We start from the raw sequence: 24,062 nt of genomic DNA, 5'->3' as shown, positions 1-24,062 counted from the left end.
ATGGCAATTCCTAAATATCAATATATAAAAGACGAATTAAAGAACAAAATCATCTCTGGTCAATTCGCCAGTGGAGATAAATTTTACACTGAAGCTGAATTGATCGCTATGTATGATGTGAGTTCTATCACAGTTGTCCGCGCCTTAAACGACCTTGCCAAGGATGGCTATATTGTCCGTCAACAAGGAAAGGGTACATTCGTTTCACGTGCACGCAAACACAAACTCGTAGAGTTTTCAGATGTAGAAGTTTTTGAAACTAAAGATGATAAAGTGACCGTCCTTTCTATTGAACGCGGAAATAAACTAAGCTACTTAGAAAAACTTGGATTACGTGGTGACCAATTCTACTATAAGATTGAGCGCGTACGTAAATCAAACGGTGTTGTATACATTTACCATACATCTTACATCCCAGAACAATACATCAACGCAAATTATCCAAACCTTGAATACTATAGCTCTATCTATAGCCGTTTCAAATTGGATTACCACATTCACATGAATGATGAACATTTTGAAGAAATCAATGAAATAGCATTTCCAACTCCAGAACACGTGGTTTCCATCCTAGGAATCAATGATCAATTTCCTACTGTCCTTCAGACCAAGATTACGAAACTCGAATCTACTGGTCAAGTTTTGGAATATAGTGAAACCTACAAACGATCTGATTACTACAAGATTAAATTCATCTCATGTGACCGTGATCACTAAGAAAAAAGCCTAAGCCTAATCGCTTGGGCTTTTTCTATACTTATTATATGACATTAAAAATGTATTTTCTATATGTCAATGAAGATCGATTAAATTTGTTTAAATTTTACTAAAATATAGGGAATCTTTTTAGCAAAAAAGCTTTAATAAACAAGAAAAATCAAAGTTCTTCTACTCCAGTAAATAGAGTAATAGAGCTTCGATTTTATTTTAATTATCCTAAACCAAGACGTTCAAAGATATCATCCACTCGTTTGGTGTAGTATGCAGGGTTGAAGATTTCATCGATTTCTTCTTGTGTGAGGCGTGATGTTACTTCTGGATCTGCCTCAAGAAGTGGTTTAAAGTCTACTTGATTGTCCCAAGAGTAGGCTGTTTTTGGTTGCACCAAGTCATAAGCTTGCTCACGGGTCATCCCTTTCTCAATCAAGGTCAACATAGCCCGTTGGCTAAAGATAAGACCGAAAGTTGAGTTCATGTTGCGGATCATGTTTTCTGGGAAGACTGTCAAGTTCTTGACAATATTTCCAAAACGGTTGAGCATGTAGTCAATCAAGATGGTCGTATCTGGTGTGATGATACGCTCAGCTGATGAGTGAGAGATGTCACGTTCGTGCCAGAGAGCCACGTTTTCATAGGCTGTAATCATGTGACCACGGATAACACGCGCAAGACCAGTCATATTTTCAGAACCGATTGGGTTGCGTTTGTGAGGCATTGCTGAAGACCCTTTTTGCCCTTTAGCAAAAAATTCTTCTACTTCGCGTTGTTCTGATTTTTGCAAGCCACGAATCTCAGTCGCCATACGCTCGATAGAAGTCGCGATGCTGGCAAGAACCGCAAAGTACTCAGCGTGAAGGTCACGAGGAAGGACCTGTGTTGAGATTTCTTGGGCACGGATACCAAGCTTGTCGCAGACATATTCCTCTACAAATGGTGGGATATTGGCAAAGTTCCCAACCGCACCAGAAATCTTACCAGCTTCCACACCAGCAGCCGCATGCTCGAAACGCTCGATGTTACGCTTCATTTCGCTGTACCAAGTCGCTAATTTAAGACCAAATGTTGTCGGCTCAGCGTGCACCCCGTGGGTACGACCCATCATGATGGTGAACTTGTGCTCCTTAGCCTTGTCAGCGATGATGTTGGTGAAGTTTTCAAGGTCACGACGAATGATGTCGTTGGCCTGTTTGTAGAGGTAACCGTAGGCCGTATCTACCACATCGGTAGAAGTCAAGCCATAGTGGACCCACTTGCGCTCCTCACCAAGAGTCTCAGAAACCGCACGTGTGAAAGCCACTACATCGTGACGAGTTTCCTGCTCAATCTCCAAAATACGGTCGATGTCAAAGTCCGCTTTTTTACGAATCAAAGCCACATCTTCCTTAGGGATTTCCCCCAACTCAGCCCATGCCTCGTCAGCGAGGATTTCCACCTCAAGCCAAGCACGGTATTTATTTTCTTCACTCCAAATGTTCGCCATCTCAGGGCGAGAGTAACGGTTGATCATAATTTTATTCCTCACTATAATTATCTATAAAAATTTTAGACAATGTAACTTCTACATCAAAATCTGTAGAAATAACTAATTCCACTATACCTGCTTCATCATTAATTCTAATATTTCTAAATAAGTTTGAAACATCTGCTTCAAATATAGAACCCTTTTTCGTTTTTGATAAACAATAATACTTAAATCTCCAAAATATCCTTGGATTAAACTGATTGTCAAACTTCAATGAATAGTTTTTAGAATCAATTTCATAATAGTCCATAGGAAATTGGAGAGCAATCGTTCCCAAAATTTTTAATATCTCATTTCTCTTATTTTGATAAAAATCTAGATTTCTTTCAAAAAGCGCTAGTTCTAAAGGAGTATCTTTGAATTCACTTCTATAATTTGTCCAATCCAACCTAATTTTATCATAAAGTTTTTCTGACTGATTCAACTTGAAATGATTTTTTCTTAAATATTTTATTAAATATAGAATTGGAACCCCAAATATTTCTTCTTTAGTATTTTGAATAATAATATCAATATCTCTCAATATTTCCTTACAATGATAACTGCTACAAGAACTGAAAAATTTTAAAATTTTTCCAGATATAACTTTGTCACCATTTATAGATTGCAAGATTTGTTGCATTTTATTAAATAATTCTTTATCTTCTGAATTATCAACAAGATTAAGAGGTATATATAAATTATTAGAGAGATAGTGTACACTCTCATACGAAAAAGTAGACTCACATCTATCCATTATTTGTTGGAGTAGAAAGTTAGAGTACAATTCATCTGTGACACGATAATTAATCGAACAATGGTAATTTAGATTCAATTCATTCAAACTTTTATCTGGAAGTTCATTCAAAACAAACTGTGAAAAAAGTAAATCCTCACTTGATATCTTTAAAATTCTATCTTTATCTCTATCTTCAATATTATCATTATCAATAACTACATTTTGCAATTGAAATTTTTTTCTATCTAAATCACTTTTTAAAAGTTTCAAATCCATACGAACACTGTCACTTGATGGCCTTAAGTCTGGGGACGGATTAATTAATCTATCAACTAACTTATCTAATTCAAAGAGATAAGGATAAGTATACCAAATACGCTTATATTCTGACCCGTCTGGATTTTCTCCTGTAAAGCATTCATTAATGATTAACCCAAAAGAATATACATCTGACGCAAATGTGATGTTAAGGGCTGCTCCAATTTTCTTTTGTTCTGGCGATAAATAATTTCTATTTGCTAGTAAATCATCTGCAACAGTTAAATCAGATCCTTGAAAATGCGCAATTCCAAAGTCACTTAAAACCAAATTTTCATCTCTTACTAAAATATTTTCTGGCTTGATGTCTCTATGAATTATTCCTTTATCATGAGCAGCATTTATACCCTTAGATAATTGAATTAAATAATCTAATTTTTGTTCTGGTGAATAACTTTCAAATTCATCAATTACATTCCGAAAATTTTTAGGGAAATAATCCATTACTGCATATAAAAATTGAGCTCTTTGTCCGTTATTTGGATATTCTCCATGTAACTGATATTGAATAATATTTTCGTGATTATATTGTGAACAAAATTCAATATCATTTTTTAGTCTCTCAATTTTTGCCTTATTTGCAGTGCCACCGGAAGTTGGTAGTTTCATGATTTTAACAGCTTTTTCAATGCCATCACTATCTTTTGTCAAAACTACTACACCTTGGCCTCCTTGACCTAAAATTTCTATGAGACTATAATCAATAGAGCCCAAAACCTCATCAATTTTAAACTGATTTTTAAGACAATCAATCTGCTCATCCGTTAAAACCATAATTCCTCACTTCTATTAAAGTAATTCCATGATTACTCAAACTCCTCTTCCCCAATCCATACAGATGGATAGTGATCCAGTGTATTCAAATCTTTATCTAACGGTACATCATAAATTGCTAAATAGTTTTCTGAGGGATGAGCTACTAGTTTCTCATATTTAGCTTGTACCCTTTCATAGTCTCTACTTGCGAACATGACTTCCACCACAGCATTTCCTTTACTATCTTCCACATAGGCATGGACAAAGATTTAAATAATTTTGTTACTTCCAAAAATTCTCTTTTACATATACTACTTTATTCCAAAAACCTCCCATTATTTCATCTTCTTCAGTTATATATAAACTACTTTTTAAGATTGTCACAACAAATCGTCTATTATATGTAAACGTTTGAACAGTAAGATAGTAAAATAAAATACAAAATATAACTAACATAGCTAAACTAGCTAAAAATGAAATTAAATTGTTTTGTAATCCAGTTCTATCGGTAAAAAGTTCGCTAATTTCTTGAGAGGTTAGTGTCTCTTTTAAAAAATTTACCAAAGTTGTAACAGCAAAAATTAATATAGTAGCCAAAATACCGCAACTCCAATTTGCAAAATGACTAATTTTTTTCAGAGATAAGTCTACTTCTGAAATCAACAAGCGTACTTGTTCCTCATCTAAAAATTTCCCTTTTTTAAATTTAATAGCAATATTCTTTAAATTAAGTTTCTCTAAAACAATGGTAGTACGATAACAAGCTCCCATAAATAGAGAAATCACTATAAAAAGCATACTCTCACTAGAATTAGTAGAACTACTACCACTTTTAGAAGTTCCATAAAGTCCAATCCCCAAAAACATCACTATAAAGGAATACAGCAAGAAATATTTTAAAAACTTACTTATAAGTGAATCAAATAAAGTAACTTCCTCACGAAGTAATTTCTTGATTTCATAGTATTTTATAGGCATTACCAATCAATCCCTTTCCCAAACTCTCCCACACTATCCGGCGCATCACTAAACAAAGTCACATGCCCCATTTTGCGGTTGTGCTTTTCTTCTATTTTACCATACATGTGGAGGTGGGCGCTTGGATTTTCTGTGACATATTTTTCAGCAGCCTCGACATGCTGGCCGAGGACATTAAGCATGACGGCTGGTGCATGTAGTTTGATGTCTGGCAATGGTGCTCCCAGAACGCCTAAAATGTGGGTATCAAACTGGGAAAAATCGCAAGCTTCAATCGAGTAGTGACCTGAATTGTGTGGACGTGGCGCAATTTCATTGACCACGATATCATCAGCTGTCGCAAACATTTCCACACAAAGAGTTCCAGACAAGTTGAGTTGTTCTGCGATTCGCACAGCCATAGCTTTGGCTTTTTCAGCTAGACTTTCTGAAATGCGGGCTGGCACAATGGTCTTAGATAGAATGTTGTTACGGTGGATATTTTCCTGAACTGGGAAAACTGTCACATCCTTGCCATTTCCTGATACGATGACAGAAATTTCAAGATCAAAGTTGACAAATTCTTCCAAAACACAGTCTGCTGAATCGGCTAGCGCATAGGCTTCTGCCAAATCTGCTTCTGAGCGAATGACCTTTTGTCCATGCCCATCGTAGCCACCTGTCGCGGTCTTGAGGACATAGTTTTTAGACAGGTCCATATCTGCCAAATCTTGGCTTGAGATCACAACCTTGTAAGGTGCCACAGTGACTTGAGCCTTGTTTGAGAGAAAGTCCTTTTCAAAGATGCGATTTTGGGAGATGCGAAGCAGGTCGGTTCCTTGAGGAAGTTGACCATCCTTGATGACAGCATCCAAACCGTCAGCATCGACATTTTCAAACTCATAGGTGAGGACATCGCAACGCTCAGCCAACTGACGCAGAGCATCCACGTCATTATAAGGAGCCACGATGATCTCCGCCACGCGAGAGGCTGGGCAATCAGCCGCAGGATCCAGCGCGATAACCTTGTGGCCCATGTAGATAGCAGAAATGGCCATCATTTGACCCAGCTGGCCGCCACCGATAATTCCGATTGTTTTAGATGAGCTCATTTGTAGACTCCTCTGCGATTTTTCCTTGTTCTTCTGCAAAATCTGCCAATGCTGTCGCGATAGACTGATCCTCTACTGATAAGAGACGAAGGGCAAAGAGGGCAGCGTTGGTCGCACCTGCTTCACCGATAGCCATAGTTGCGACAGGCACTCCACCTGGCATCTGGACGATAGAGTAGAGCGAGTCCACACCACTAAGGGCACGCGATTTTACGGGCACACCAATGACTGGAAGGGTCGTTTTGGCTGCTACCATGCCTGGTAAATGGGCTGCACCTCCAGCACCTGCGATGATAACCTTGATACCGCGACTCCGTGCTTCCTCCGCATGTCTGAACATGAGATCTGGAGTACGGTGGGCAGAGACAACCTTCTTTTCGTAGGCTACACCGAAACGGTCTAGGACTTCGGCGGTTTTTTGCATGGTTGCCCAGTCGGATTTTGAGCCCATGATGATGGAAATTACGGGTTTCATTTCTTCTCCTTTTTCCTCTTTTTCAACAATCACCTTAGGTTGTGAGGGACGGCAGCAGCCACCAAAGGTGTCTCATGCCTAAATTGGAAGCCCAAGGTCTTCCAATTTCCCTGAACGATTGGATTGTCATTCAATCGTTCTTTCACAACAGCGGTGATTGTTCTATATTAGCTCGCTAACGCTCGCAAATCAAACAATCATTATCGTATTTGGCGACTGCGTCGCTTTTTCTTATATCTTTATCGAATTGCCTTGCTTCCGATATCAGTTCGGTAGAAAAGTCCTTCTGTTTTTTGTTTGTTAAGTTCGCTGTAGATGGTGTTTTGGGCTTCTTTGACGGTGTCTGCTGTGGTGACGAGCATATAGACACGTCCGCCGTTTGAAAGAAGGTCTTGCTCATTTTCAGCGAATTTGGCACCGGCATAATAAGTTATGATGTCACCCTCTGTCTTGGCTGGCAACTTGACACCTTTTTCATATTCTAGCGGGTAACCGTTGGATGCGACAACCACACCCAGAGTCACACCCTTGTCCATCCAAGTGATGGCTGGTTCTTTACCTTCCAAAATATCAGTAATATTTTGTGCAAAATCAGAGGTCAGACGAGGCAGAATAATTTGCGTCTCAGGATCTCCAAAACGAGCGTTGAACTCGATGACTTTAGAACCTTCTGCTGTCAGGATAAGCCCTGCGTAAAGGACCCCCAGATAAGGGCGACCTTCTTTAATCATGCCTTCTAGAACTGGCTTGACAATGGTGTCAACCGCTGTGTCAACCACGCTCTGTGGCAAGTGAGGAACTGGCGCATAGGCACCCATGCCACCTGTGTTAGGGCCCTTGTCGCCATCGTAGGCACGTTTGTGGTCCTGAGCTGTTGGCATGATGTAGAACTTATCACCATTGACAAAGGCAAAGAGTGAAAATTCCTCTCCTTCAAGGAATTCCTCAATAACCACACGCGCACCTGAGTCACCAAATTTATTGTCCAAAAGCATCACATGAGCGGCTTCGACCGCTTGCTCAACCGTCTCAGCAACGACGACACCCTTCCCAAGAGCCAAACCATCCGCCTTGACGACGATTGGAGCGCCTTTCTCCTCGATATAAGCCTTAGCTGCCTCGAAATCTGAAAATGTACCATAGGCTGCTGTCGGAACGCCGTATTTAACCATGATTTCCTTGGCAAAATCCTTGGACCACTCCAGCTCCGCTGCCAATCTTGTCGGACCAAAGGCTTTGAGACCAGCCACATGGAAATCATCCACGATACCAGCCGCAAGGGCGTCATCTGGCCCTATAAAGGTCCAAGCAATATCGTTGGCTTTTGCAAATTCAATCAATTTAGAATGTTCGGAAATAGAGATATTTACCAATTCCAGACCGTCCAGAGTCATCCCGTCATTCCCAGGAGCCACAAAGACTTTTTCAACGTCTTTTGATTCAAGTAACTTTTTAGCAATCGCATGCTCACGACCACCCGAACCGACAACAAGTAGTTTCATCTCACAACCTCTTTTGCGAATTATTCACTAACATTATACCACAAACGTTCGTTTTAATCTTGTTTCACTCCGCATTTTTACGCAAAAAAGGAAAGAAACTGTTTTCTTCCCTTTAACGTTCTTAATGTCTAAAATGTCTCACTCCTGTGAAGACCATGGTCAAGCCATACTTGTCAGCGGCTTCGATAGATTCTTGGTCACGGACTGAGCCTCCTGGCTGGATGATGGCCTTGATACCTGCTTTAGCGATTTCTTCCACGTTATCCGCAAATGGGAAGAAGGCATCAGAAGCAAGCACAGCGCCGTCAAGACGGTCTTTAGCTTGGTCAATGGCAATACGGACTGAAGCCACACGGTTGGTTTGACCTGGGCCAACACCCAGTGTCATGTGGTCGTTGGTTACAATGATTCCGTTTGATTTGACATATTTAATAGCCTTCCAAGCAAACTCAAGAGCTGTCGCTTCTGTCTCAGTTGGTTGGCGTTTAGTCACCACTTGCCAGTCAGCTGGACTTTCTTTGACCACATCTTGGTTTTGCACCAGAAGTCCACCGACAACACCTGTGTATTCTGCTTCCACTTCGCTAGCCTCTTGAGCATCAAATGGCAAGGCAAGGATACGCAAGTTTTTCTTTTTATTGGTCAAAATGGCTAGCGCTTCATCCGTATAGCTTGGTGCAATGATGATTTCAAGGAATACACCATGCATCTTCTCAGCTGTCGCAGCATCCACCTCACGGTTGAGAACGACAATCCCACCAAAGATAGAAACTGGGTCAGACTCATAAGCGTAGTCCCAAGCAGTCTCGATATCATCAGCCTGACCGATTCCACATGGGTTCATGTGTTTTAGAGCCACAACAGTTGGACGGTCTTTAAAGTCACGGATGATACGAATGGCAGCGTCAGCATCTCTGATATTGTTGAATGACAGTTCCTTACCGTTAAGCTGTTTCGCTGATGCAATAGAATAATCTGTCGGCAATGCTTTTTGGTAGAAGTCTGCGTCTTGTTGAGGGTTCTCACCGTAACGCATAGCTTGTTTGAGGTCATAGGTCAAAGTGAGCTTTTCTGGTTTACTTTCGCCCACTTGAGCTGTGAAATACTCTGCAATCAAGGCGTCATAAGCCGCTGTGTGACGGAAAACTTTGGCTGCCAAACGTTGACGCGTTTCGTAAGTCGTTTCACCATTGGCTGACAACTCGTCCAAAACCACTGTATAGTCAGCAGGGTCTACCACAACCGTCACGCTGGCATGATTCTTCGCTGCCGAGCGAAGCATAGATGGCCCACCGATATCGATGTTCTCAACCGCATCAGCGTACGTCACATCTGGTTTGAGAATCGTTTCTTTAAAGGGATAGAGATTGACCACTACAAGGTCGATAAGCTCGATGTTATTATCCTTAGCCGCTTCCAGGTGACTATCCAAGTCACGACGAGCGAGGAGTCCACCGTGTATATTTGGATGAAGGGTCTTGACACGACCATCCATCATTTCTGGAAAACCAGTCACATAATCGATAGCAATGGTGTCTACCCCGGCATTATCAAGGGCAACCTTGGTCCCACCCGTCGAGATAATCTCCCAACCAAGTTTTTTAAGTTCTTGGGCAAATTCAACAATGCCCGCTTTGTCTGAGACGCTGATTAAGGCGCGTTTAGTCATTATATTCTCCTTTTTAATCATTAGTTAAACACCAATTAAATGCAGTAACAGTAAAACAAGATAAGCAAAACCAAGGCTAAGCATACCTAAGATATTGACCCATTTTCTAATCTGTGATTTGAACACTCTTATAAAAATTTGATAAATCAGCAAGCCTACATAAACACCTAGCGTATTTAAAGTCAAATCCGTGATATCTGTTATACCTATTGCTAAAATATACTGTAAGCACTCAAACAATAAACTAATCAAAAAACCTGTCCCGACTATTTTTAAATTAGATAAATTAGTTTTTATCAGAGGGAAACAAACACCTAATGGAATAAAGGAAATCAGATTAAATAACATTTCAGCAAAAACAATTTTTCCATCTACTATTAGTGGTTCTGAAAATGGAATCCAATTGATGTACCTTGGAGCTAAGAAAAATGCTATAAATTCAGGATTGGTCTCAAACTTAAATAAGATTCCCCAAGTTAATAACATCAGATAGACATAAAATACATATCGAGTTGTTTTTTTAGATTCTAACATTACAAATACCTCCGTTTGAAGCCGTCTTCAACAATCACTGACTCCAATTTTGAATCAAAGATATCTTATGAATCATCAATGGCACTGGTGCTCACCCCAGCATTATCAAGGGCAACCTTGGTTCCACCTGTTGAGATGATGTCCCAACCGAGTTTTTTTAAGTTCTTGGGCAAATTCAACAATACCCTCTTTGTTTGAGATACTGATTAAAGCTTTTTTCGTCATTCTATTCCTCTTTCTTTAGGTCCAAGCGCATAGCGACTTCATTATTTTCTTCTATAAATCCTGTTTCCTGAAAACCCAAACTAGTCAACAGGTGCTTCATTTTTTCATTTCCAACCACATAATCTGCGATAATATGATTGCAATCGCTATCCATCTGTGCCTTTTTGATCAGAACTTCCACGGATTTTCGTCCATAACCTCTTCCTTGGTACTGCTGGCCAATCATTATCCGCCAGATAAAGTATTCCGCTTCATCCTTATCTATTTCCAACAGGAGAAAACCAACTACAAGCTCATTCCAATAAATTGCCATTGGAAACACATCCCCATTCTCTCGGTAGAGCCATGCGTCAGCTAAAGAGCGTACATTTGGAGACACGAAACGTGCTCGTTCATCAGCTTCAGATATTTTCAAATCCAGCACTGCCTGAAAACTGCTCTCATCTACTAATTTTATCTCAATCATTTTTTCTCCTAGCAAGATTGCACAATCAAAATTTGATTTACTTCTTATCTTCTCCCTACTCCCAAACATTCCAACACTTCTGGATAGAGCTGATATTCCGCCTCATGAATACGAGCTTCAAAACTGTCAATGGTATCATCAGCTAGTCGCGGTACACGTACTTGTTTGATAACCTTTCCTGTATCCACACCTGAATCCACCCAATGAATGGTCACGCCGCTCTCAGCAACGCCAGACTTCCAAGCATCCTCAATCCCATGAGCTCCTGGAAACTCTGGCAGGTAGGCTGGATGAATGTTGACAATCCGACCTTCATAAGACGCCAATAAGGTTGGCCCAACGATTTTCATGTAGCCTGCTAGACAAACCAAGTCAATCTGGTGTTCTTCCAAGAGTTCGACAAGGGCCGCTTCGTAGTCTGCCTTGCTCTCAAACTCCTTGAGTTCAAAAGCATAGGACAGAACGCCGAGCTTGTCTGCACGTTCGAGCACATAGGCGTCACGATGGTCTGAAAAGACAAACTCTACTGGAAATTGTTCCGCTATCACCTGAAAATTTGAGCCATTACCAGAGGCAAAAACCGCTATTTTTTTCATTTGATGATGATACTTTCGTTTTCTTTCTTGACGATACGACCAATTTCATAGACTGGTTCATCCAACAATTCCTTGACACGACTTACATTTTCAGGGCTAACTGCAAACATAAGCCCCACACCCATATTGAAGATTTCAAACATTTCTTCGTGTTTGATCTGACCGTATTTTTCAAGGGCTTTGAAAATTGGAAGCACGGGAACCTTGTCTTCTTCAATCTCAGCAGCCAAGTCAGCTGCAAACATGCGAGGGACATTTTCGATAAAGCCACCACCAGTGATGTGGGCAATGCCGTTGACCAACCCTTCCTTGATGAGTGGCAAAACAGCCTTGACATAGATACGAGTCGGCTCAAGAAGAACTTCCTTGAGTTGCTTGCCTTCCAATTCTGGCAAGATTTCCTCACCTGTGTAATCCGCAAAGACACGACGGACGAGAGAGTAACCATTGGAATGAATCCCACTTGAAGCAAGTCCGAGAAGAACATCTCCCTCTGCCACTTTTGAACCGTCAATGATTTGAGATTTTTCAGCCACACCGACCGCAAAGCCAGCCAAGTCATAGTCATCTTCGCCGTACATGCCAGGCATTTCAGCTGTTTCCCCACCTATGAGGGCAGCACCTGCCTGCACACAACCTTCTGCTACACCAGCAACTACTTGCTCTAGTTTAGCTGGCTCATTCTTCCCTGTCGCCACATAGTCCAGGAAATAGAGGGGCTCTGCACCTGCAGCGATGATGTCATTGACACACATGGCCACACAGTCTTGACCGATGGTATCGTGCTTGTCGTACTTGATTGCCAACATGAGCTTAGTTCCGACACCATCAGTTCCTGAAATCAAGACAGGTTCTTTAACCCCAGTCTTTGAAAGGTCAAACATACCACCAAAACCACCAAGAGCTCCCATGACACCTGCACGCTCCGTACGAGCCACGTGCTTTTTAATCCGTTCAACAACTTCATAACCCGCTTCAACATCCACACCCGACTGGGCATAAGCATTTTTTGTCATTTATTTATTCCTTTTCTTTTATGGAGAATCTCAATAACTCACTTGTAAAAACTGGTCTTTTCTTCCAAACTTCTACGATAGTCTTCTTCATAGTCGTAGAGAGGTGTTGGGTAGTCACCGTCAAAGTAAGCGACACAGAGACCACCATTTGGCGCATCTGTTTCAATACCAATTGAATCAATCAACCCCTCAACAGAAAGATAAGTCAGACTGTCCGCACCAATGATTTGGCGAGTTTCTTCAACAGTATGATTGGCCGCAATTAGCTCCTGACGGGTCTGGATATCAATCCCGTAGAAACATGGATAAGCTAGCGCTGGACTGCCAATAGCAACGTGAACCTCAGTTGCACCCGCTTCTTTCAAGAGCTGAACGATCCGACGAGAGGTTGTTCCACGTACAATAGAGTCATCAATCATAACCACACGCTTGCCTTTTACAACACCAGAAACAGCAGATAGTTTCATCCGCACCCCTTGCTCTCGTAATTCTTGAGTCGGTTGGATAAAGGTACGTTGGGTGTATTGGTTCTTGATGAGGCCCATTTCATTTGGTAGCCCGGACTCTTCCGCAAATCCCATAGCCGCGCTGAGGGAAGAATTGGGCACACCGACCACTATATCTGCCTCATGCTTGAATTCACGCGCCAATTGGGCACCCATACGTTTACGTGCCGTATGGACATTGACACCATGAATGTTAGAATCAGGGCGGGCAAAATAGATATACTCCATAGAACAGATTGCTAACTGAGTATCATCTGTATAGCTATCATACTGGATGCCCTTGTCATCAATAATCACAATCTCACCTGGCTTCAAATCACGAATCCATTCAGCACCAATAACCTCAAAAGCACAGGTTTCAGAGGAAACAACCACCGCTCCATTGGCCATTTTCCCGATAGAAAGTGGACGGAAACCATTGGGGTCAAGAGCCGCAATTAACTTATCTTCAAATAGCAAGATGTAAGCAAAGCCACCTTTGACAAGACTGAGTGCCTCCTTGATTTTGCCCATCAGACTAGGATTATGACTACGACGAATGAGATGAGCCAAGATTTCCGAGTCCGAAGTCGCACTGAAAATCGCTCCTCTATCTTCCAGTTCTTTCTTGAGAGAGGCTGCATTGGTCAGATTTCCATTATGAGCCAAACCAAACTGCATATCGTGAAAACGGAAGAGGAAGGGCTGGATATTATCTACAGAAGCTTCGCCAGCAGTCGCGTAACGCACATGCCCAATCGCACCAGTTCCTGTCAATTTATCTAAGTTAGCAGGATTTCTGAAGACTTCTGATAAAAGTCCCATGTCACGATGGCGCTTCAATTGCCCCTGATCATTGGAGAGGATTCCTGCCCCCTCCTGACCACGGTGCTGAAGACTATGGAGACCAAAATAGGTCAACTTAGCAGCATCTGGATGTCCCCAGATACCGAAAACACCACATTCTTCATTAAGAGATTTTACTTCGTATGTCATTTTATATACCTAATTTTTATTTGTGTAGCACCAAGAGCTAAATCTACATGACTTTTACATGACTTTTACATTACTAATACTATCTATTAGAAAATCTGTAAGTCTTATTTTCCAGTAAAGTATTTAACAGCCGACGCAAACAGGTGCTGGTCTTTATTTCCTGGGATGTTTTGGAAAAGACCGTCCTCATAGCGTTCTGAGTGCCCCATCTTACCAATGATTTGACCGTTCTTGCTGGTAATTCCCTCGATGGCATGGACAGAACCATTCGGATTATACTTAGAATCCATGCTTGGCTTGCCATCAAAGTCAACGTATTGGCTGAAAATTTGTCCATTGTCACGGAGTTCCGCAAATTCCTCAGCTGTCACGACAAACTTCCCTTCACCGTGCGAAACAGGAATGGCGTGGATATCACCCACTTGCACACCAGTCAACCATGGCGAGTTGGTATTGGCAATGCGAGTTTCCACCATCTTGGCCACGTGTTGGTTGGCATCATTGTAGAAGAGGGTTGGGCTAGTACTAGTAGCATCTTCGAAGTTCCCGTATGGAAGAAGACCTGATTTGACCAAAGCCTGGAATCCATTACAGATACCAATAATCAAGCCACCACGGGCGATAAACCTATCAATAGCTACACGCACTTTTTCATTAAGCAGGATGTTGGCAATAAACTTAGCGGAACCATCTGGCTCGTCCGCAGCTGAGAAACCACCTGCAAAGAAGAGAATGTTAGCCTTGCCGATGTTGTCAACCATAGTTTCAACTGAATTGACAATGGCTTCTTCATTCAAGGTCACAAATGGCACCAAGTTGACCTCTGCACCTTCTTTTTCGAAAGCCTTAGCTGAATCATATTCTGAGTTGGTGCCCGGGAATACTGGGATATAAACCACAGGTTTTTCAAGCTTTTCTTTGGCTTTAATCACAACATCTGATGCCACAGCTGGAACTTCTTCCAGTTCTTTCGCTTGGGCAAATTCTGTTGGGTAAACTTTTTCCAATTTGCCTTGGAAGGCACTGTCAAGTTTGTGTCCATCTAGCTTCACACCGTTGACAAGGAGTGTAAAGTCTGCACTTGTTTGTCCAATCTTCTCTACTCCAGCAATTTCTTCAGGAGATGTGAAGACAAATCCACCTAATTGAGCTGTCAAAGCTGTTTCAAGTTCAGACAAGATCACCTCTGCACCAATATGATTTCCAAAGGTAGCAAGGGCCAAACTTTCAAGCACACCACCGTATTTAACGGCTGAAGCCGCTGTTACTTTGTGAGCCTTTTGAAGGGATTCAAACTGAGCAAAGTTAGACTTAATCAAGTCAAAATCAATCTCTGCTGAGAGTGCTTGGCCTGAAATGTAGTAGATGTTTTCACCAACAGCTTTAAATTCTGGAGAGAGCACCTTACGGCTATCTGCTGTTGTCACTCCAAAAGCTACCAAGGTTGGCGGTACGGTCAATTCTTCAAAAGTACCAGACATAGAGTCCTTACCACCGATAGATGGCAAACCAAGCTGAATTTGTGCCTCGATAGAGCCTAGGAGAGCTGCTACTGGCTGACCAAAACGCTCAGCTTGTTTATCCATGCGCTCGAAGTACTCTTGGTAAGAGAAGCGAGCCTTGGAGCAGTTTGCACCAGTCGCAACCAATCGAGCAGTTGCTTCGATCACCGCATAGGCAGCACCGTGGTATGGAGACCATTCAGCTACATATGGATTAAATCCTTGAGCCATGACTGACGCAGTATAAGTCACACCGTGTTGAACTGGTAATTTCTGCACAGATGCCTCAGTTGGTGTGAGTTGGTAACGACCACCAAGTGGGTGATTAACCGTTGAGCGTCCAACAGAGCAGTCAAAGATAGTCTGTAATCCTTTTTGACTCGCATGGTTGAGGTCAGATAGAACCGTAAGGGTATCTGCTTCAAGTGTGTCAGCAGATGTTTGACGTTCTTCTGGAAACTTGACATCCTTGTCCACCACCTTTGCATCAACGACCACGCGCACACCATTGGTGTCAAGGAAACGACGTTCCAAGTCCACGATTGTTTCACCATTCCAGTGCATGACTAGATTTGGTTTTTCAGTCACTGTCGCAACCACAACAGCGTCAATATTTTCTTTGTTACATTCCTCAACGAAGGCATCTACATCCTCAGGACGAACCACCACAGCCATCCGTTCTTGTGATTCAGAGATGGCAATTTCGGTACCATTCAAGCCTTGGTATTTAAGAGGCACCTTGTTGAGATCGATTTCAAGACCGTCTGCCAATTCACCGATAGCCACACAGACACCACCAGCACCAAAGTCGTTGGATTTCTTGATGAGACGAGTGACATCACCATTACGGAAGAGGCGCTGAATCTTACGTTCTTCGATGGCATTCCCTTTTTGAACCTCAGCTCCAGCAGTTTCCACAGACTCAACCGTTTGAACCTTAGAAGAGCCCGTCGCACCACCGACACCATCACGTCCAGTCTTACCTCCAAGGAGGATAATGACATCACCCGCTTCCGGTTTTTCACGGACAACATTGCCCTTTGGAGCCGCACCAACAACTGCACCTAGCTCCATGCGTTTAGCTACAAAGCCTGGGTGGAAGTATTCACGAACATAGGTCGTTGCAAGCCCAATCTGGTTACCATATGAAGAATAACCATGAGCCGCTGTTTTAGAAATAACCTGTTGTGGCAGCTTACCAGCACGCGTTTCCGAAATCGGTGCTGTAATATCACCGGCACCTGAGATCCGCATTGCCTGATAAACATATGAGCGACCTGACAATGGATCACGAATAGCACCACCGATACAGGTAGCAGCCCCACCAAATGGCTCAATTTCCGTTGGGTGGTTGTGAGTTTCATTCTTGAACATGAGGAGCCATGGCTCTTTCACACCATCAACATCCACTTCGATTTCTACTGAGCAAGCATTAATTTCGTCTGACACTTCCATATCATCCAAACGTCCATTAGCACGCTCATAACGACCGAAAATAGTCGCCATATCCATCAAGGTTTGCGGTTTTTCAGAACGCCCCAACTCATCGCGCATAGCGATATATTTATCATAGGTTGACTGCAATTGTTTTTGGAATTTAGAAGCTGAGAAATCAATCTGCTTTAACTCAGTCTCAAAAGTCGTGTGACGGCAGTGGTCAGACCAGTAAGTGTCCAAAACCTTGAGTTCTGTTTCCGTCGGCACGCGCCCGATTGACTTGAAATAGTCTTGGATAAAGAGCAAATCATCCACTTCCATGGCCATCCCTTGCTCAGCCTTGTAGCGAGCAAAGTCTTCTGCTGTATAGCTTTCAAAGAAAGTCAATTTCGGAATGGTCTTGTCTGACTCTGAAAATTCCTGCTTGGCAATCCCTGTCGTGATGTCCTTGAAACGAGAATCAACTGGGTTGAGTAAGTAGTTTTTGACCGCTTCTAACTCAGTCGCATCAATATCTTTATTGACCAAGTAAAGTTGGGCTGTATTAACCGTTACATCACTCGAACTTCCTAGTAAAAGCAAAGCTTCCTGTGAAGATGCTGCACGCTGGTCAAACTGCCCTGGTAGGCTTTCAATGGCAAAGAAAACATAGTTGGCAAGATCCGCCTGCACAGCCGCTTCGTCCAAAACATGGTCTGTCACCTGCTCAGAGAAAATATGTTTCTCTGCAGGTGCAAACAGGTCCTCTGCCAAGTCAAATACATCATACACTTGCACAATACGAATACTTTTCAAAGTTGAAAGCCCCAAGTTGTGCTGGAGCTCTCTAACCAAACTCTCTGACTTGACCTGAAAATCAGCCTTTTTTTCAACAAAAATACGTTTATCCATCAATTCTTATTCCTTTATTTCAGCTCTTACAATGTTCCAACGACCTTGAGGTTGTTATTTCAATTCCTGCAACTTTTCCCAGACAATCTCGTAAACGTCTGTTAGCTCTCCTAATCCCCTACAGAGTGAAAAGGTCTGGGGGACCTTTTCAGCCTGAGTCCTTTTAGTTGAGAGACGAAGATTTTCCGTTGCTAACAGATTATTTCAAACCTTGCAACTTCTCCCAGACGATCTCGTAAACGTCTGTTAGTTCTCCCAATCCCCTACGGAAAACATCCTTATCCATGTGGTTGCCATCCGCATCCCACAAACGGCAGTTATCTGGTGAAAATTCATCTGCTAAGATAATCTTGCCATCCTTATCAAAACCGAACTCTAGCTTAAAGTCAATCAACTTAAGCCCAATCTCAGCAAACCAGGCTTTCAAGAGTTCATTGATACGACGGGTTTCTTCCTTCAAGTAGGCAATCTGCTGGTCATCCGCAATCTGTAGGAATTTCACATGTTCGTCATTGATAAATGGATCATCCAAATCATCATTTTTGTAGTAAAATTCAACAATCGGAGTCTCAAATGCGATTCCTTCGTCTACGCCAAAACGTTTTGAAAAGGAACCAGCCGTGTAGTTGCGTAGCACGACTTCCAAAGGAATGATTTCCACCTTTTTATTGAGTTGTTCCGTGTCTGAAATTTTCTCCACAAAGTGAGTCGCCACACCAGCCGCATTTAATTTCTCAAAAATAAAAGATGAAATCTGATTATTCAACACTCCCTTGCCCGCAATCTGCTCCTTCTTAACACCATTGAAAGCAGTCGCCTGGTCCTTGTAAGTTGAAATAATAAGATTTTCATCCTCAGTTGTATAGATATCTTTAGCTTTTCCCGAATAGATCAATTGTTTTGACATTTTAAAGTTCGCCTTTCGTATTACTTGAGCACATTCTACCATAAAAAACCTAAAATTACAAGAATTTAACCGAATAAATAACGTGGCAACTTCAAAAATCATAAAGAAAAAACTGCAAGAAGAATCTTTCTCACAGTTTTAAAATCATTTAACTCTAAAAACACGAACATTATTCTTTGTTCAAAAATTGATCCAAATAATAACGCAGGTAACTTTTCCTGCCCGTAATCATCTGCAGACGACCTTCCACCCCGTACCGAAGTTTTTCAGCCTGCTCCAAAGTTAGATTAGTCTCCGCCTCGATTTTAAAGAAACTCCCTTTTTCAGTCTTAGTAGCTGTCGCATCAATACTTGTAATAGTAGAATCTAGGAAAAGTTGATTCTTGGCATCATGAGTCGTAGTATAGCGAACAGAATCACCGACCTTAATCCTTGCTACATCTTTTGAACTAAGATAAGCTGTTAGTTTGGCTTTCCCTTCTTTTTCCAAGGACGGATAAAGTTGGGCTAGTAAGGCACCTTCTGCTACCATAGTAGAATCACTGGTCTCAGGATTAAGGTGAAGCACCCCATCCTCACTTGCCGTAATTTTCCCCTTGTCTAAAAGATTTCCCTGAACCTTCTTACCCGATTCTGCCTCCAAAATTTTCTGGTCTAGAAGGGTCAATTCCTGACCAACCTTTGCTAAGTGTTGGGATTTAAGGGACTCTAATTGACTACTTAAACCAGACGCATAGGCTTGCTGGGTACCTGAACCTGCATACTGAACACGGTAAGTAGCAAGACTAGATTCTAACTGAGAAAGCTGCGCTTCAACCTGCGCAACTGCTTGTGCCTTAGCTTGCGGATTTTCCTCCCCCTGAGACTTATAGAACTGGTAGAGAGAATAGGCTAGATTCTGACTGGCCAAGGAAGTACCTGTTTCAATAGCTGACTTAGCTGTCTGGTAATCGCGAATTTTAGCCTCTGTTTGACTGATGAGGTTGCCGATTTCGACTTGGGTTTGGATAGCTGCTGCATTCTGGGATGCGATGGTCTCATTTTGTTGCGATGTACTAGCCCTAAGACTGCCTGCTTGACTGATGTAGTCGCGAAAGGTGGCTTGGTAGCCAAACTTATCCTCCTCTGGAAAGTGGTTCTCCCCTTCTTGCAAGCTCTTCTGCAAATACTCCAATTGCTTTTTTTGATCCTTGAGCATGTCCAACTGACTGGCATAAGACTCCGCTTGGACACCCTCTGCCCCTTCCTGATATTGAACTAACAGTTCTCCCTTTTTAACCAGCTTATTTTCTTCCAAATGATTGACAAGCATACGATTGTTGCTAGTTGACTGGATATTTGCAAGGATTCGACTAGGCTCAACAGTAGCTCTAGTAGACAAACTCATCTCCTTCTCTGCAAATGTTGCAAATCCAAGCAAAAACACGAGCAGAAGGGACATGGGGACAATCACCCGACTGGAAAAATTATGGTAACGACGATTATAAAACTCCGCACTTTCTAAAAATTCTGGTTTCATCCTCTCCTCTTTCTAGCTATTCACCAAATGGGCGTAAAATCCACCCCGTGCAAGCAAATCAGCATGCTTTCCTTCTTCAACAATCTTGCCCTGATCCAAGACAACAACCTTCTCTGTCCGCTCTGCAATGGTCAAGCGGTGGGCAATGAAAATCAAGGTCTTGTCCAAAGCCATGAGATTATCGACAATTCGCTTCTCTGTCAGAATATCCAAACTGCTGGTCGCCTCATCCAAAATCAAGACCGGCGCATCTGTCAAGAGAGCACGCGCCAGAGCGATTCTCTGACGTTGACCACCTGAAATTCCTGCCCCATCCGAAGTCAACTCTGTCTGATAATTCAATGGCATGCGCTCAATGTCCTCCCGAATCTCTGCCAATTCGACCGCCCGTAAGATATCCTCTTGAGTCGTCCCCTCCTTGGCTCCAAGGAGAAGATTGTCCAAAATCGTTCCGTTAAAGACATAGGGCTGTTGAGGCAGATAGTTGATATACTGGCGCAGGGCTTTTTTATCAATCTGATTGAGATTGACACCACCCAGACTAATCTCTCCCTGACTTGGGTCGTAAAAATTAACCATCATCTTGGCCAAAGTCGTCTTACCTGACCCCGAAATCCCCACAAAAGCCACCTTAGAACCCTGCGGAATAGTCAAATTGATATCTGACAAGACATCTCGACCATAGCCATACTTGTAGGAAACCTGCTTGAAAGTCATCTCTCCCTTCATCAAGCTCAAATCCTCAACCGTTTTCTTCTCCTCAAACTCCGAAGCTACCAGATAAACCTCATTCAGACGGTTATTGGCAACCTGCGCTGTCTGAAGCTTGGTTTGCAGATTGATGATATTTTCCAAAGGATTTGTAAAATAAACAAGTAAGGTATTATAGGTAATCAACTGCCCCAAACTCATCTTGCCATCCATAACCAGAACAGCCCCCATCCAGAGAATTCCGACATTGAGCAAGAGATGGGCAACTTTTTTCAGAGCCTTTTGCTGACTCTCTGCTCGACTATAGATAAAGGACTTCTTCAGATAATTCACAAATTCCTTGTCAATCTTTTGATAGCGCGAACTCTCACTGGTCAACGACTTGATTGTCTCAATACCATTAATGTCCTCGATGATAGAAGAAGACAGAACCGCATTGGCTTCCATGGTATCCCGATTCATCTTCTCAAACGGCTTCATAAAAGCAAAGATAATCACTGTGTAGATAGGAAGTGCCAATAAGGTCATGAAAAAGAGATTGGTATTTTGTGAAAATAAAACAAGGGAAATAATGACAACCGTTGACACATCTAGGAAAATCGAAAGAATGGTCGAAGCCAGCGCATCAATGATACTGTTAGCATCCGTGAAACGAGACACAATTTCCCCTGTCCGACGTGTCGCAAAAAAGGACATAGGCAGGTGAAAAACATGCTTGATATAGGACAAAATCACATCAATCGATAAGCGTTGCCCCAAAACAAGTAAGAGATACTCCTGAGCATAAGACAAGATTTGCTGGAGGATATAGACAATCACCAGCCCAATAGAAATAATCCCCAGTGTCGAACGCATCTGATCTGGCACATAGGTATCAATGATAGACTGCAGATAATAAGAACCCACAATGTTAATCAAGGTTACCAAGAGTGTTGCCAAAACGATATTGGCAATCAAGCCACGCTGCTTCACTAATATAGGGATAAAAGAGAGCAGGCCATTCTTTTGATCCTTATGAGGCTTGTAGTCTGGACTAGGTGCCATAAAAAGAGTCACTCCTGTCCATTCTTCCGCAAAACGCTCACGTGGCAGTTTGGTCAATTTCACCCCAGGATCTGGATCGGCAATATGAATGCTATCCTTATCCTGCCCAGTCACCACATAGTAGTGGAGCAATTTTCCTTCCTTAAGCACATGGGCAACAAAAGGAAAAGTCAAATCTGGCAAGTCAAAGAGTGTCATATCCGCCTTGATCGCTCGCGTCTCAAAGCCAATCTCCTCTGCCACCTTGACCAAGCCCAAAGCCGTCGTCCCATCCATGGTCGTCTTAGCCAATTCTCGTAAGTGAGCCAAAGAATAATAACTACCATAGTAGCCAAAAACCATGGCTAATGAAGCTACACCGCAGTCCATCTGATCCACCTGCGGACGATAATGACGTTTCCCAAATTTCATATCCATCTCCTTTTCCTAAACTCATCTGATAACAACTATCTTACCCCAATCCCCAAACAAAAACTGGACTTCCTCCCCAAATGCGCCTATCTCCCTCCCAAATGCACTTTTGGGATAAAAAAATAGGCAGAACAAACGTCCTACCTAAAATATATATTTATTTCTTTTTCTTCCTAATTCTTTTGTCAATCATATATAAAACGATAATCGAAAACACCGGTGGTACAATATAACTCTTTTCACTCATTGTCAGCTGAAATCCCAGAGTTGCTAGTATCTTAAAGATTAAAATATTCATCAAAAATAGAAAAACAAATACTAAAAAATATTTTAAAACCTTCTTCATTCCTTTTCTTCAACTCTCCTAATTTCTATACCTATTTTATCAAATTTTATCAAATTTTATCAAAAAATACATGTAAAACTCCAAATAAACAGCTCAACTACACTTTTTTGGCAAAAAATAGGCAGAACAAACGTCCTACCTACTAAAAATATGATATGAAAGGAAAGTGATGTTTTACTGACACCCTAGGCAAGCTTGGGACAAATAAATCATTGATAGCAACATTTACGACATCCTATTTATTACTTCAATTTCTAATGTCCCTGCTATTTCTAAGCCACCTTTGGTATGATCTATTCCTAGTCAGAATAGATAACACCGTTCTAAATTACGATTCATAGTTTTTCTTACATTCTTTAATAAAATATGTATCAAATTGTTAAAATTAACGTCTGCTTCCTAGATAATGACCGTACATATAGGTAGCGACTCCTAAAACACCCCAAGCGATAGCTGTAGAAGTAGTAATAATAAGTCCACCCTCGGTACTAGCCAAATCTGCTTCTGCCATAATCTCAAATTTTTCTTCTAATTTTTTCATATCCTATCTACTCCTTTAAATATATTAACCAAACGTACGAGATAACCAATAACCAGCTACCCCAGCTCCACCCGCAGCAAGTAATGAGCCTCCGATAACAATCAATAAACCCACTCCGCCTTTTACTTGCTCTAATTCATTTTGCTCTACGATTTCAAATTGATTCAAATTTTGCATGATATACTCCTTTTTTTAAATAATACTAGCTAACCCAATAGCTACTCCTACTAATAAACCCACTATTCCTGAGGCTGATATAATAACAGCCGCAAATTCGTTTGAAAACTTCATTGATTCTCTCATTATCTCTTGTTTCGACTAATTCCAATAGCTACTCCTGCACTTAAACCGGCAAATGCTGAACCTGCAATAATACTAGCTGCTACTGCAATCGGAATAATCCCCCCATCTACATTCACCAACTCTTCTTCTGTAAGAGCTACAAAGTTCTGTTCCATTTTGTCAAAATTTGTCATCTTTTTTCTCCTCAATTTGTATATGTTTAATGTTTATACTCTAAGCCACTTAAATAGCCAGATTGGATAAATAACTGAAATAAGCATTTCTAATCTCCTTCCTTTTCTTTCTTACTTATTTATTCGAAAAAGAATTCGAAAATGTACAACTAAATTAAATTTTATTTGAAAAATAATTTAGTAAACCATGGATAGAAAATTGGTAGATAC

24 protein-coding genes and 1 pseudogene are annotated in these 24,062 nt (G+C 41.6%); 1 reads left to right on the top strand and 24 read right to left on the bottom strand.

The genetic code is table 11. The annotated features are described in order from the left end of the window. Window positions 1-717, top strand: a complete 717-nt coding sequence (locus tag ADI58_RS09235; protein ID WP_049522385.1) for a GntR family transcriptional regulator — start codon at window positions 1-3, stop codon at window positions 715-717. Between the two features lie 214 nt (window positions 718-931). Here the strand turns inward: ADI58_RS09235 and purB are convergent, their stop codons facing one another. From purB to ADI58_RS09140, 24 genes and pseudogenes are all read right to left on the bottom strand, one after another. After that, window positions 932-2,227, bottom strand: a complete 1,296-nt coding sequence (gene purB, locus ADI58_RS09230; protein ID WP_049522377.1) for an adenylosuccinate lyase — start codon at window positions 2,225-2,227, stop codon at window positions 932-934. 4 nt (window positions 2,228-2,231) lie between these two features. Next, a complete protein-coding gene (locus ADI58_RS09225) occupies window positions 2,232-4,052 on the bottom strand; it encodes a serine/threonine-protein kinase (RefSeq protein ID WP_049522376.1) in 1,821 nt (606 codons plus the stop codon). Window positions 4,053-4,084: 32 nt separating this feature from the next. Next, the gene (locus ADI58_RS09220; protein WP_414716720.1) at window positions 4,085-4,249 is read right to left on the bottom strand and encodes a phosphoribosylaminoimidazole carboxylase; all 165 of its coding nucleotides are present in this window, start codon (window positions 4,247-4,249) and stop codon (window positions 4,085-4,087) included. Window positions 4,250-4,316: 67 nt separating this feature from the next. Beyond that, complete coding sequence (locus ADI58_RS09215; protein ID WP_049522375.1) at window positions 4,317-5,012, bottom strand: hypothetical protein; 696 nt, start codon at window positions 5,010-5,012, stop codon at window positions 4,317-4,319. Next, window positions 5,012-6,103 carry a 5-(carboxyamino)imidazole ribonucleotide synthase gene (purK, locus tag ADI58_RS09210; RefSeq protein ID WP_049522373.1) on the bottom strand — a complete coding sequence of 364 codons (1,092 nt, stop codon included), beginning with the start codon at window positions 6,101-6,103 and terminating at the stop codon, window positions 5,012-5,014. Before purK ends, ADI58_RS09215 begins: the two co-directional genes overlap by 1 nt. After that, window positions 6,090-6,578 carry a 5-(carboxyamino)imidazole ribonucleotide mutase gene (purE, locus tag ADI58_RS09205; RefSeq protein ID WP_049522371.1) on the bottom strand — a complete coding sequence of 163 codons (489 nt, stop codon included), beginning with the start codon at window positions 6,576-6,578 and terminating at the stop codon, window positions 6,090-6,092. Before purE ends, purK begins: the two co-directional genes overlap by 14 nt. A 29-nt stretch (window positions 6,579-6,607) precedes the next feature. After that, on the bottom strand, window positions 6,608-6,724 hold the full coding sequence (locus tag ADI58_RS11595) for a phosphoribosylaminoimidazole carboxylase (protein ID WP_078137223.1): 117 nt from the start codon (window positions 6,722-6,724) through the stop codon (window positions 6,608-6,610). Between the two features lie 93 nt (window positions 6,725-6,817). Beyond that, complete coding sequence (gene purD, locus ADI58_RS09200; protein ID WP_049522370.1) at window positions 6,818-8,080, bottom strand: phosphoribosylamine--glycine ligase; 1,263 nt, start codon at window positions 8,078-8,080, stop codon at window positions 6,818-6,820. A 121-nt stretch (window positions 8,081-8,201) separates the two neighbouring features. Then, window positions 8,202-9,749: a bifunctional phosphoribosylaminoimidazolecarboxamide formyltransferase/IMP cyclohydrolase gene (gene purH, locus ADI58_RS09195; RefSeq protein WP_049522369.1), complete on the bottom strand. Its 1,548-nt coding sequence runs from the start codon at window positions 9,747-9,749 to the stop codon at window positions 8,202-8,204. A 24-nt stretch (window positions 9,750-9,773) separates the two neighbouring features. Continuing rightward, the gene (locus tag ADI58_RS09190) at window positions 9,774-10,283 is read right to left on the bottom strand and encodes a VanZ family protein (RefSeq protein WP_049522368.1); all 510 of its coding nucleotides are present in this window, start codon (window positions 10,281-10,283) and stop codon (window positions 9,774-9,776) included. Window positions 10,284-10,354: 71 nt separating this feature from the next. Further along, a pseudogene (locus ADI58_RS11235) lies at window positions 10,355-10,508 on the bottom strand (bifunctional phosphoribosylaminoimidazolecarboxamide formyltransferase/IMP cyclohydrolase); the annotation flags it as partial. Window position 10,509: 1 nt separating this feature from the next. Next, window positions 10,510-10,974 (bottom strand): GNAT family N-acetyltransferase, encoded by a 465-nt coding sequence (locus ADI58_RS09185; protein WP_049522367.1) that lies wholly within the window; start codon window positions 10,972-10,974, stop codon window positions 10,510-10,512. Window positions 10,975-11,018: 44 nt separating this feature from the next. Beyond that, window positions 11,019-11,570 carry a phosphoribosylglycinamide formyltransferase gene (gene purN / locus ADI58_RS09180; protein WP_049522366.1) on the bottom strand — a complete coding sequence of 184 codons (552 nt, stop codon included), beginning with the start codon at window positions 11,568-11,570 and terminating at the stop codon, window positions 11,019-11,021. Next, window positions 11,567-12,586 (bottom strand): phosphoribosylformylglycinamidine cyclo-ligase, encoded by a 1,020-nt coding sequence (purM, locus tag ADI58_RS09175; RefSeq protein ID WP_049522365.1) that lies wholly within the window; start codon window positions 12,584-12,586, stop codon window positions 11,567-11,569. Before purM ends, purN begins: the two co-directional genes overlap by 4 nt. A gap of 38 nt (window positions 12,587-12,624) precedes the next feature. Continuing rightward, the gene (purF, locus tag ADI58_RS09170) at window positions 12,625-14,067 is read right to left on the bottom strand and encodes an amidophosphoribosyltransferase (RefSeq protein ID WP_049522364.1); all 1,443 of its coding nucleotides are present in this window, start codon (window positions 14,065-14,067) and stop codon (window positions 12,625-12,627) included. Window positions 14,068-14,171: 104 nt separating this feature from the next. Further along, a complete protein-coding gene (locus tag ADI58_RS09165; protein ID WP_049522363.1) occupies window positions 14,172-17,897 on the bottom strand; it encodes a phosphoribosylformylglycinamidine synthase in 3,726 nt (1,241 codons plus the stop codon). Window positions 17,898-17,951: 54 nt separating this feature from the next. Then, window positions 17,952-18,095 carry a phosphoribosylaminoimidazolesuccinocarboxamide synthase gene (locus tag ADI58_RS11675; RefSeq protein ID WP_080982532.1) on the bottom strand — a complete coding sequence of 48 codons (144 nt, stop codon included), beginning with the start codon at window positions 18,093-18,095 and terminating at the stop codon, window positions 17,952-17,954. A gap of 1 nt (window position 18,096) precedes the next feature. Then, window positions 18,097-18,804, bottom strand: coding sequence for a phosphoribosylaminoimidazolesuccinocarboxamide synthase (purC, locus tag ADI58_RS09160; protein ID WP_049522362.1), 708 nt, complete (start codon window positions 18,802-18,804; stop codon window positions 18,097-18,099). A 169-nt stretch (window positions 18,805-18,973) separates the two neighbouring features. Beyond that, window positions 18,974-20,323, bottom strand: a complete 1,350-nt coding sequence (comB, locus tag ADI58_RS09155) for a competence pheromone export protein ComB (RefSeq protein ID WP_049522361.1) — start codon at window positions 20,321-20,323, stop codon at window positions 18,974-18,976. Window positions 20,324-20,335: 12 nt separating this feature from the next. After that, complete coding sequence (gene comA, locus ADI58_RS09150) at window positions 20,336-22,489, bottom strand: peptide cleavage/export ABC transporter ComA (RefSeq protein WP_049522360.1); 2,154 nt, start codon at window positions 22,487-22,489, stop codon at window positions 20,336-20,338. Window positions 22,490-22,646: 157 nt separating this feature from the next. Then, a complete protein-coding gene (locus ADI58_RS11585; protein ID WP_049522359.1) occupies window positions 22,647-22,835 on the bottom strand; it encodes a hypothetical protein in 189 nt (62 codons plus the stop codon). 385 nt (window positions 22,836-23,220) lie between these two features. Beyond that, window positions 23,221-23,376 carry a hypothetical protein gene (locus tag ADI58_RS11415; protein ID WP_193390593.1) on the bottom strand — a complete coding sequence of 52 codons (156 nt, stop codon included), beginning with the start codon at window positions 23,374-23,376 and terminating at the stop codon, window positions 23,221-23,223. A 24-nt stretch (window positions 23,377-23,400) separates the two neighbouring features. Continuing rightward, complete coding sequence (locus tag ADI58_RS10975; protein ID WP_080982528.1) at window positions 23,401-23,553, bottom strand: class IIb bacteriocin, lactobin A/cerein 7B family; 153 nt, start codon at window positions 23,551-23,553, stop codon at window positions 23,401-23,403. Between the two features lie 125 nt (window positions 23,554-23,678). Continuing rightward, complete coding sequence (locus ADI58_RS09140; RefSeq protein WP_049522357.1) at window positions 23,679-23,852, bottom strand: class IIb bacteriocin, lactobin A/cerein 7B family; 174 nt, start codon at window positions 23,850-23,852, stop codon at window positions 23,679-23,681. Window positions 23,853-24,062 lie beyond the last annotated feature (210 nt).

This window comes from Streptococcus mitis, assembly GCF_001074635.1.
Taxonomy (GTDB): domain Bacteria; phylum Bacillota; class Bacilli; order Lactobacillales; family Streptococcaceae; genus Streptococcus; species Streptococcus mitis_E.
Note: the sequence above shows the minus strand (reverse complement) of the source record. Positions and strands in the feature narration are given on the sequence as shown.

What these genes read in the sequence shown, in the direction of transcription:
- purD (WP_049522370.1), bottom strand. Translation starts at nt 8,080, where the DNA reads ATGAAACTACTTGTTGTCGGTTCGGGTGGTCGTGAGCATGCGATTGCT.
- purF (WP_049522364.1), bottom strand. Translation starts at nt 14,067, where the DNA reads ATGACATACGAAGTAAAATCTCTTAATGAAGAATGTGGTGTTTTCGGT.
- ADI58_RS09190 (WP_049522368.1), bottom strand. Translation starts at nt 10,283, where the DNA reads ATGTTAGAATCTAAAAAAACAACTCGATATGTATTTTATGTCTATCTG.
- ADI58_RS10975 (WP_080982528.1), bottom strand. Translation starts at nt 23,553, where the DNA reads ATGCAAAATTTGAATCAATTTGAAATCGTAGAGCAAAATGAATTAGAG.
- purB (WP_049522377.1), bottom strand. Translation starts at nt 2,227, where the DNA reads ATGATCAACCGTTACTCTCGCCCTGAGATGGCGAACATTTGGAGTGAA.
- purK (WP_049522373.1), bottom strand. Translation starts at nt 6,103, where the DNA reads ATGAGCTCATCTAAAACAATCGGAATTATCGGTGGCGGCCAGCTGGGT.
- comA (WP_049522360.1), bottom strand. Translation starts at nt 22,489, where the DNA reads ATGAAATTTGGGAAACGTCATTATCGTCCGCAGGTGGATCAGATGGAC.
- ADI58_RS09220 (WP_414716720.1), bottom strand. Translation starts at nt 4,249, where the DNA reads ATGTTCGCAAGTAGAGACTATGAAAGGGTACAAGCTAAATATGAGAAA.
- purE (WP_049522371.1), bottom strand. Translation starts at nt 6,578, where the DNA reads ATGAAACCCGTAATTTCCATCATCATGGGCTCAAAATCCGACTGGGCA.
- purH (WP_049522369.1), bottom strand. Translation starts at nt 9,749, where the DNA reads ATGACTAAACGCGCCTTAATCAGCGTCTCAGACAAAGCGGGCATTGTT.
- ADI58_RS09140 (WP_049522357.1), bottom strand. Translation starts at nt 23,852, where the DNA reads ATGACAAATTTTGACAAAATGGAACAGAACTTTGTAGCTCTTACAGAA.
- ADI58_RS09165 (WP_049522363.1), bottom strand. Translation starts at nt 17,897, where the DNA reads ATGGATAAACGTATTTTTGTTGAAAAAAAGGCTGATTTTCAGGTCAAG.
- ADI58_RS09235 (WP_049522385.1), top strand. Translation starts at nt 1, where the DNA reads ATGGCAATTCCTAAATATCAATATATAAAAGACGAATTAAAGAACAAA.
- purN (WP_049522366.1), bottom strand. Translation starts at nt 11,570, where the DNA reads ATGAAAAAAATAGCGGTTTTTGCCTCTGGTAATGGCTCAAATTTTCAG.
- purM (WP_049522365.1), bottom strand. Translation starts at nt 12,586, where the DNA reads ATGACAAAAAATGCTTATGCCCAGTCGGGTGTGGATGTTGAAGCGGGT.
- ADI58_RS09215 (WP_049522375.1), bottom strand. Translation starts at nt 5,012, where the DNA reads ATGCCTATAAAATACTATGAAATCAAGAAATTACTTCGTGAGGAAGTT.
- ADI58_RS09225 (WP_049522376.1), bottom strand. Translation starts at nt 4,052, where the DNA reads ATGGTTTTAACGGATGAGCAGATTGATTGTCTTAAAAATCAGTTTAAA.
- ADI58_RS11585 (WP_049522359.1), bottom strand. Translation starts at nt 22,835, where the DNA reads ATGAAGAAGGTTTTAAAATATTTTTTAGTATTTGTTTTTCTATTTTTG.
- ADI58_RS11415 (WP_193390593.1), bottom strand. Translation starts at nt 23,376, where the DNA reads ATGAAAAAATTAGAAGAAAAATTTGAGATTATGGCAGAAGCAGATTTG.
- comB (WP_049522361.1), bottom strand. Translation starts at nt 20,323, where the DNA reads ATGAAACCAGAATTTTTAGAAAGTGCGGAGTTTTATAATCGTCGTTAC.
- purC (WP_049522362.1), bottom strand. Translation starts at nt 18,804, where the DNA reads ATGTCAAAACAATTGATCTATTCGGGAAAAGCTAAAGATATCTATACA.
- ADI58_RS09185 (WP_049522367.1), bottom strand. Translation starts at nt 10,974, where the DNA reads ATGATTGAGATAAAATTAGTAGATGAGAGCAGTTTTCAGGCAGTGCTG.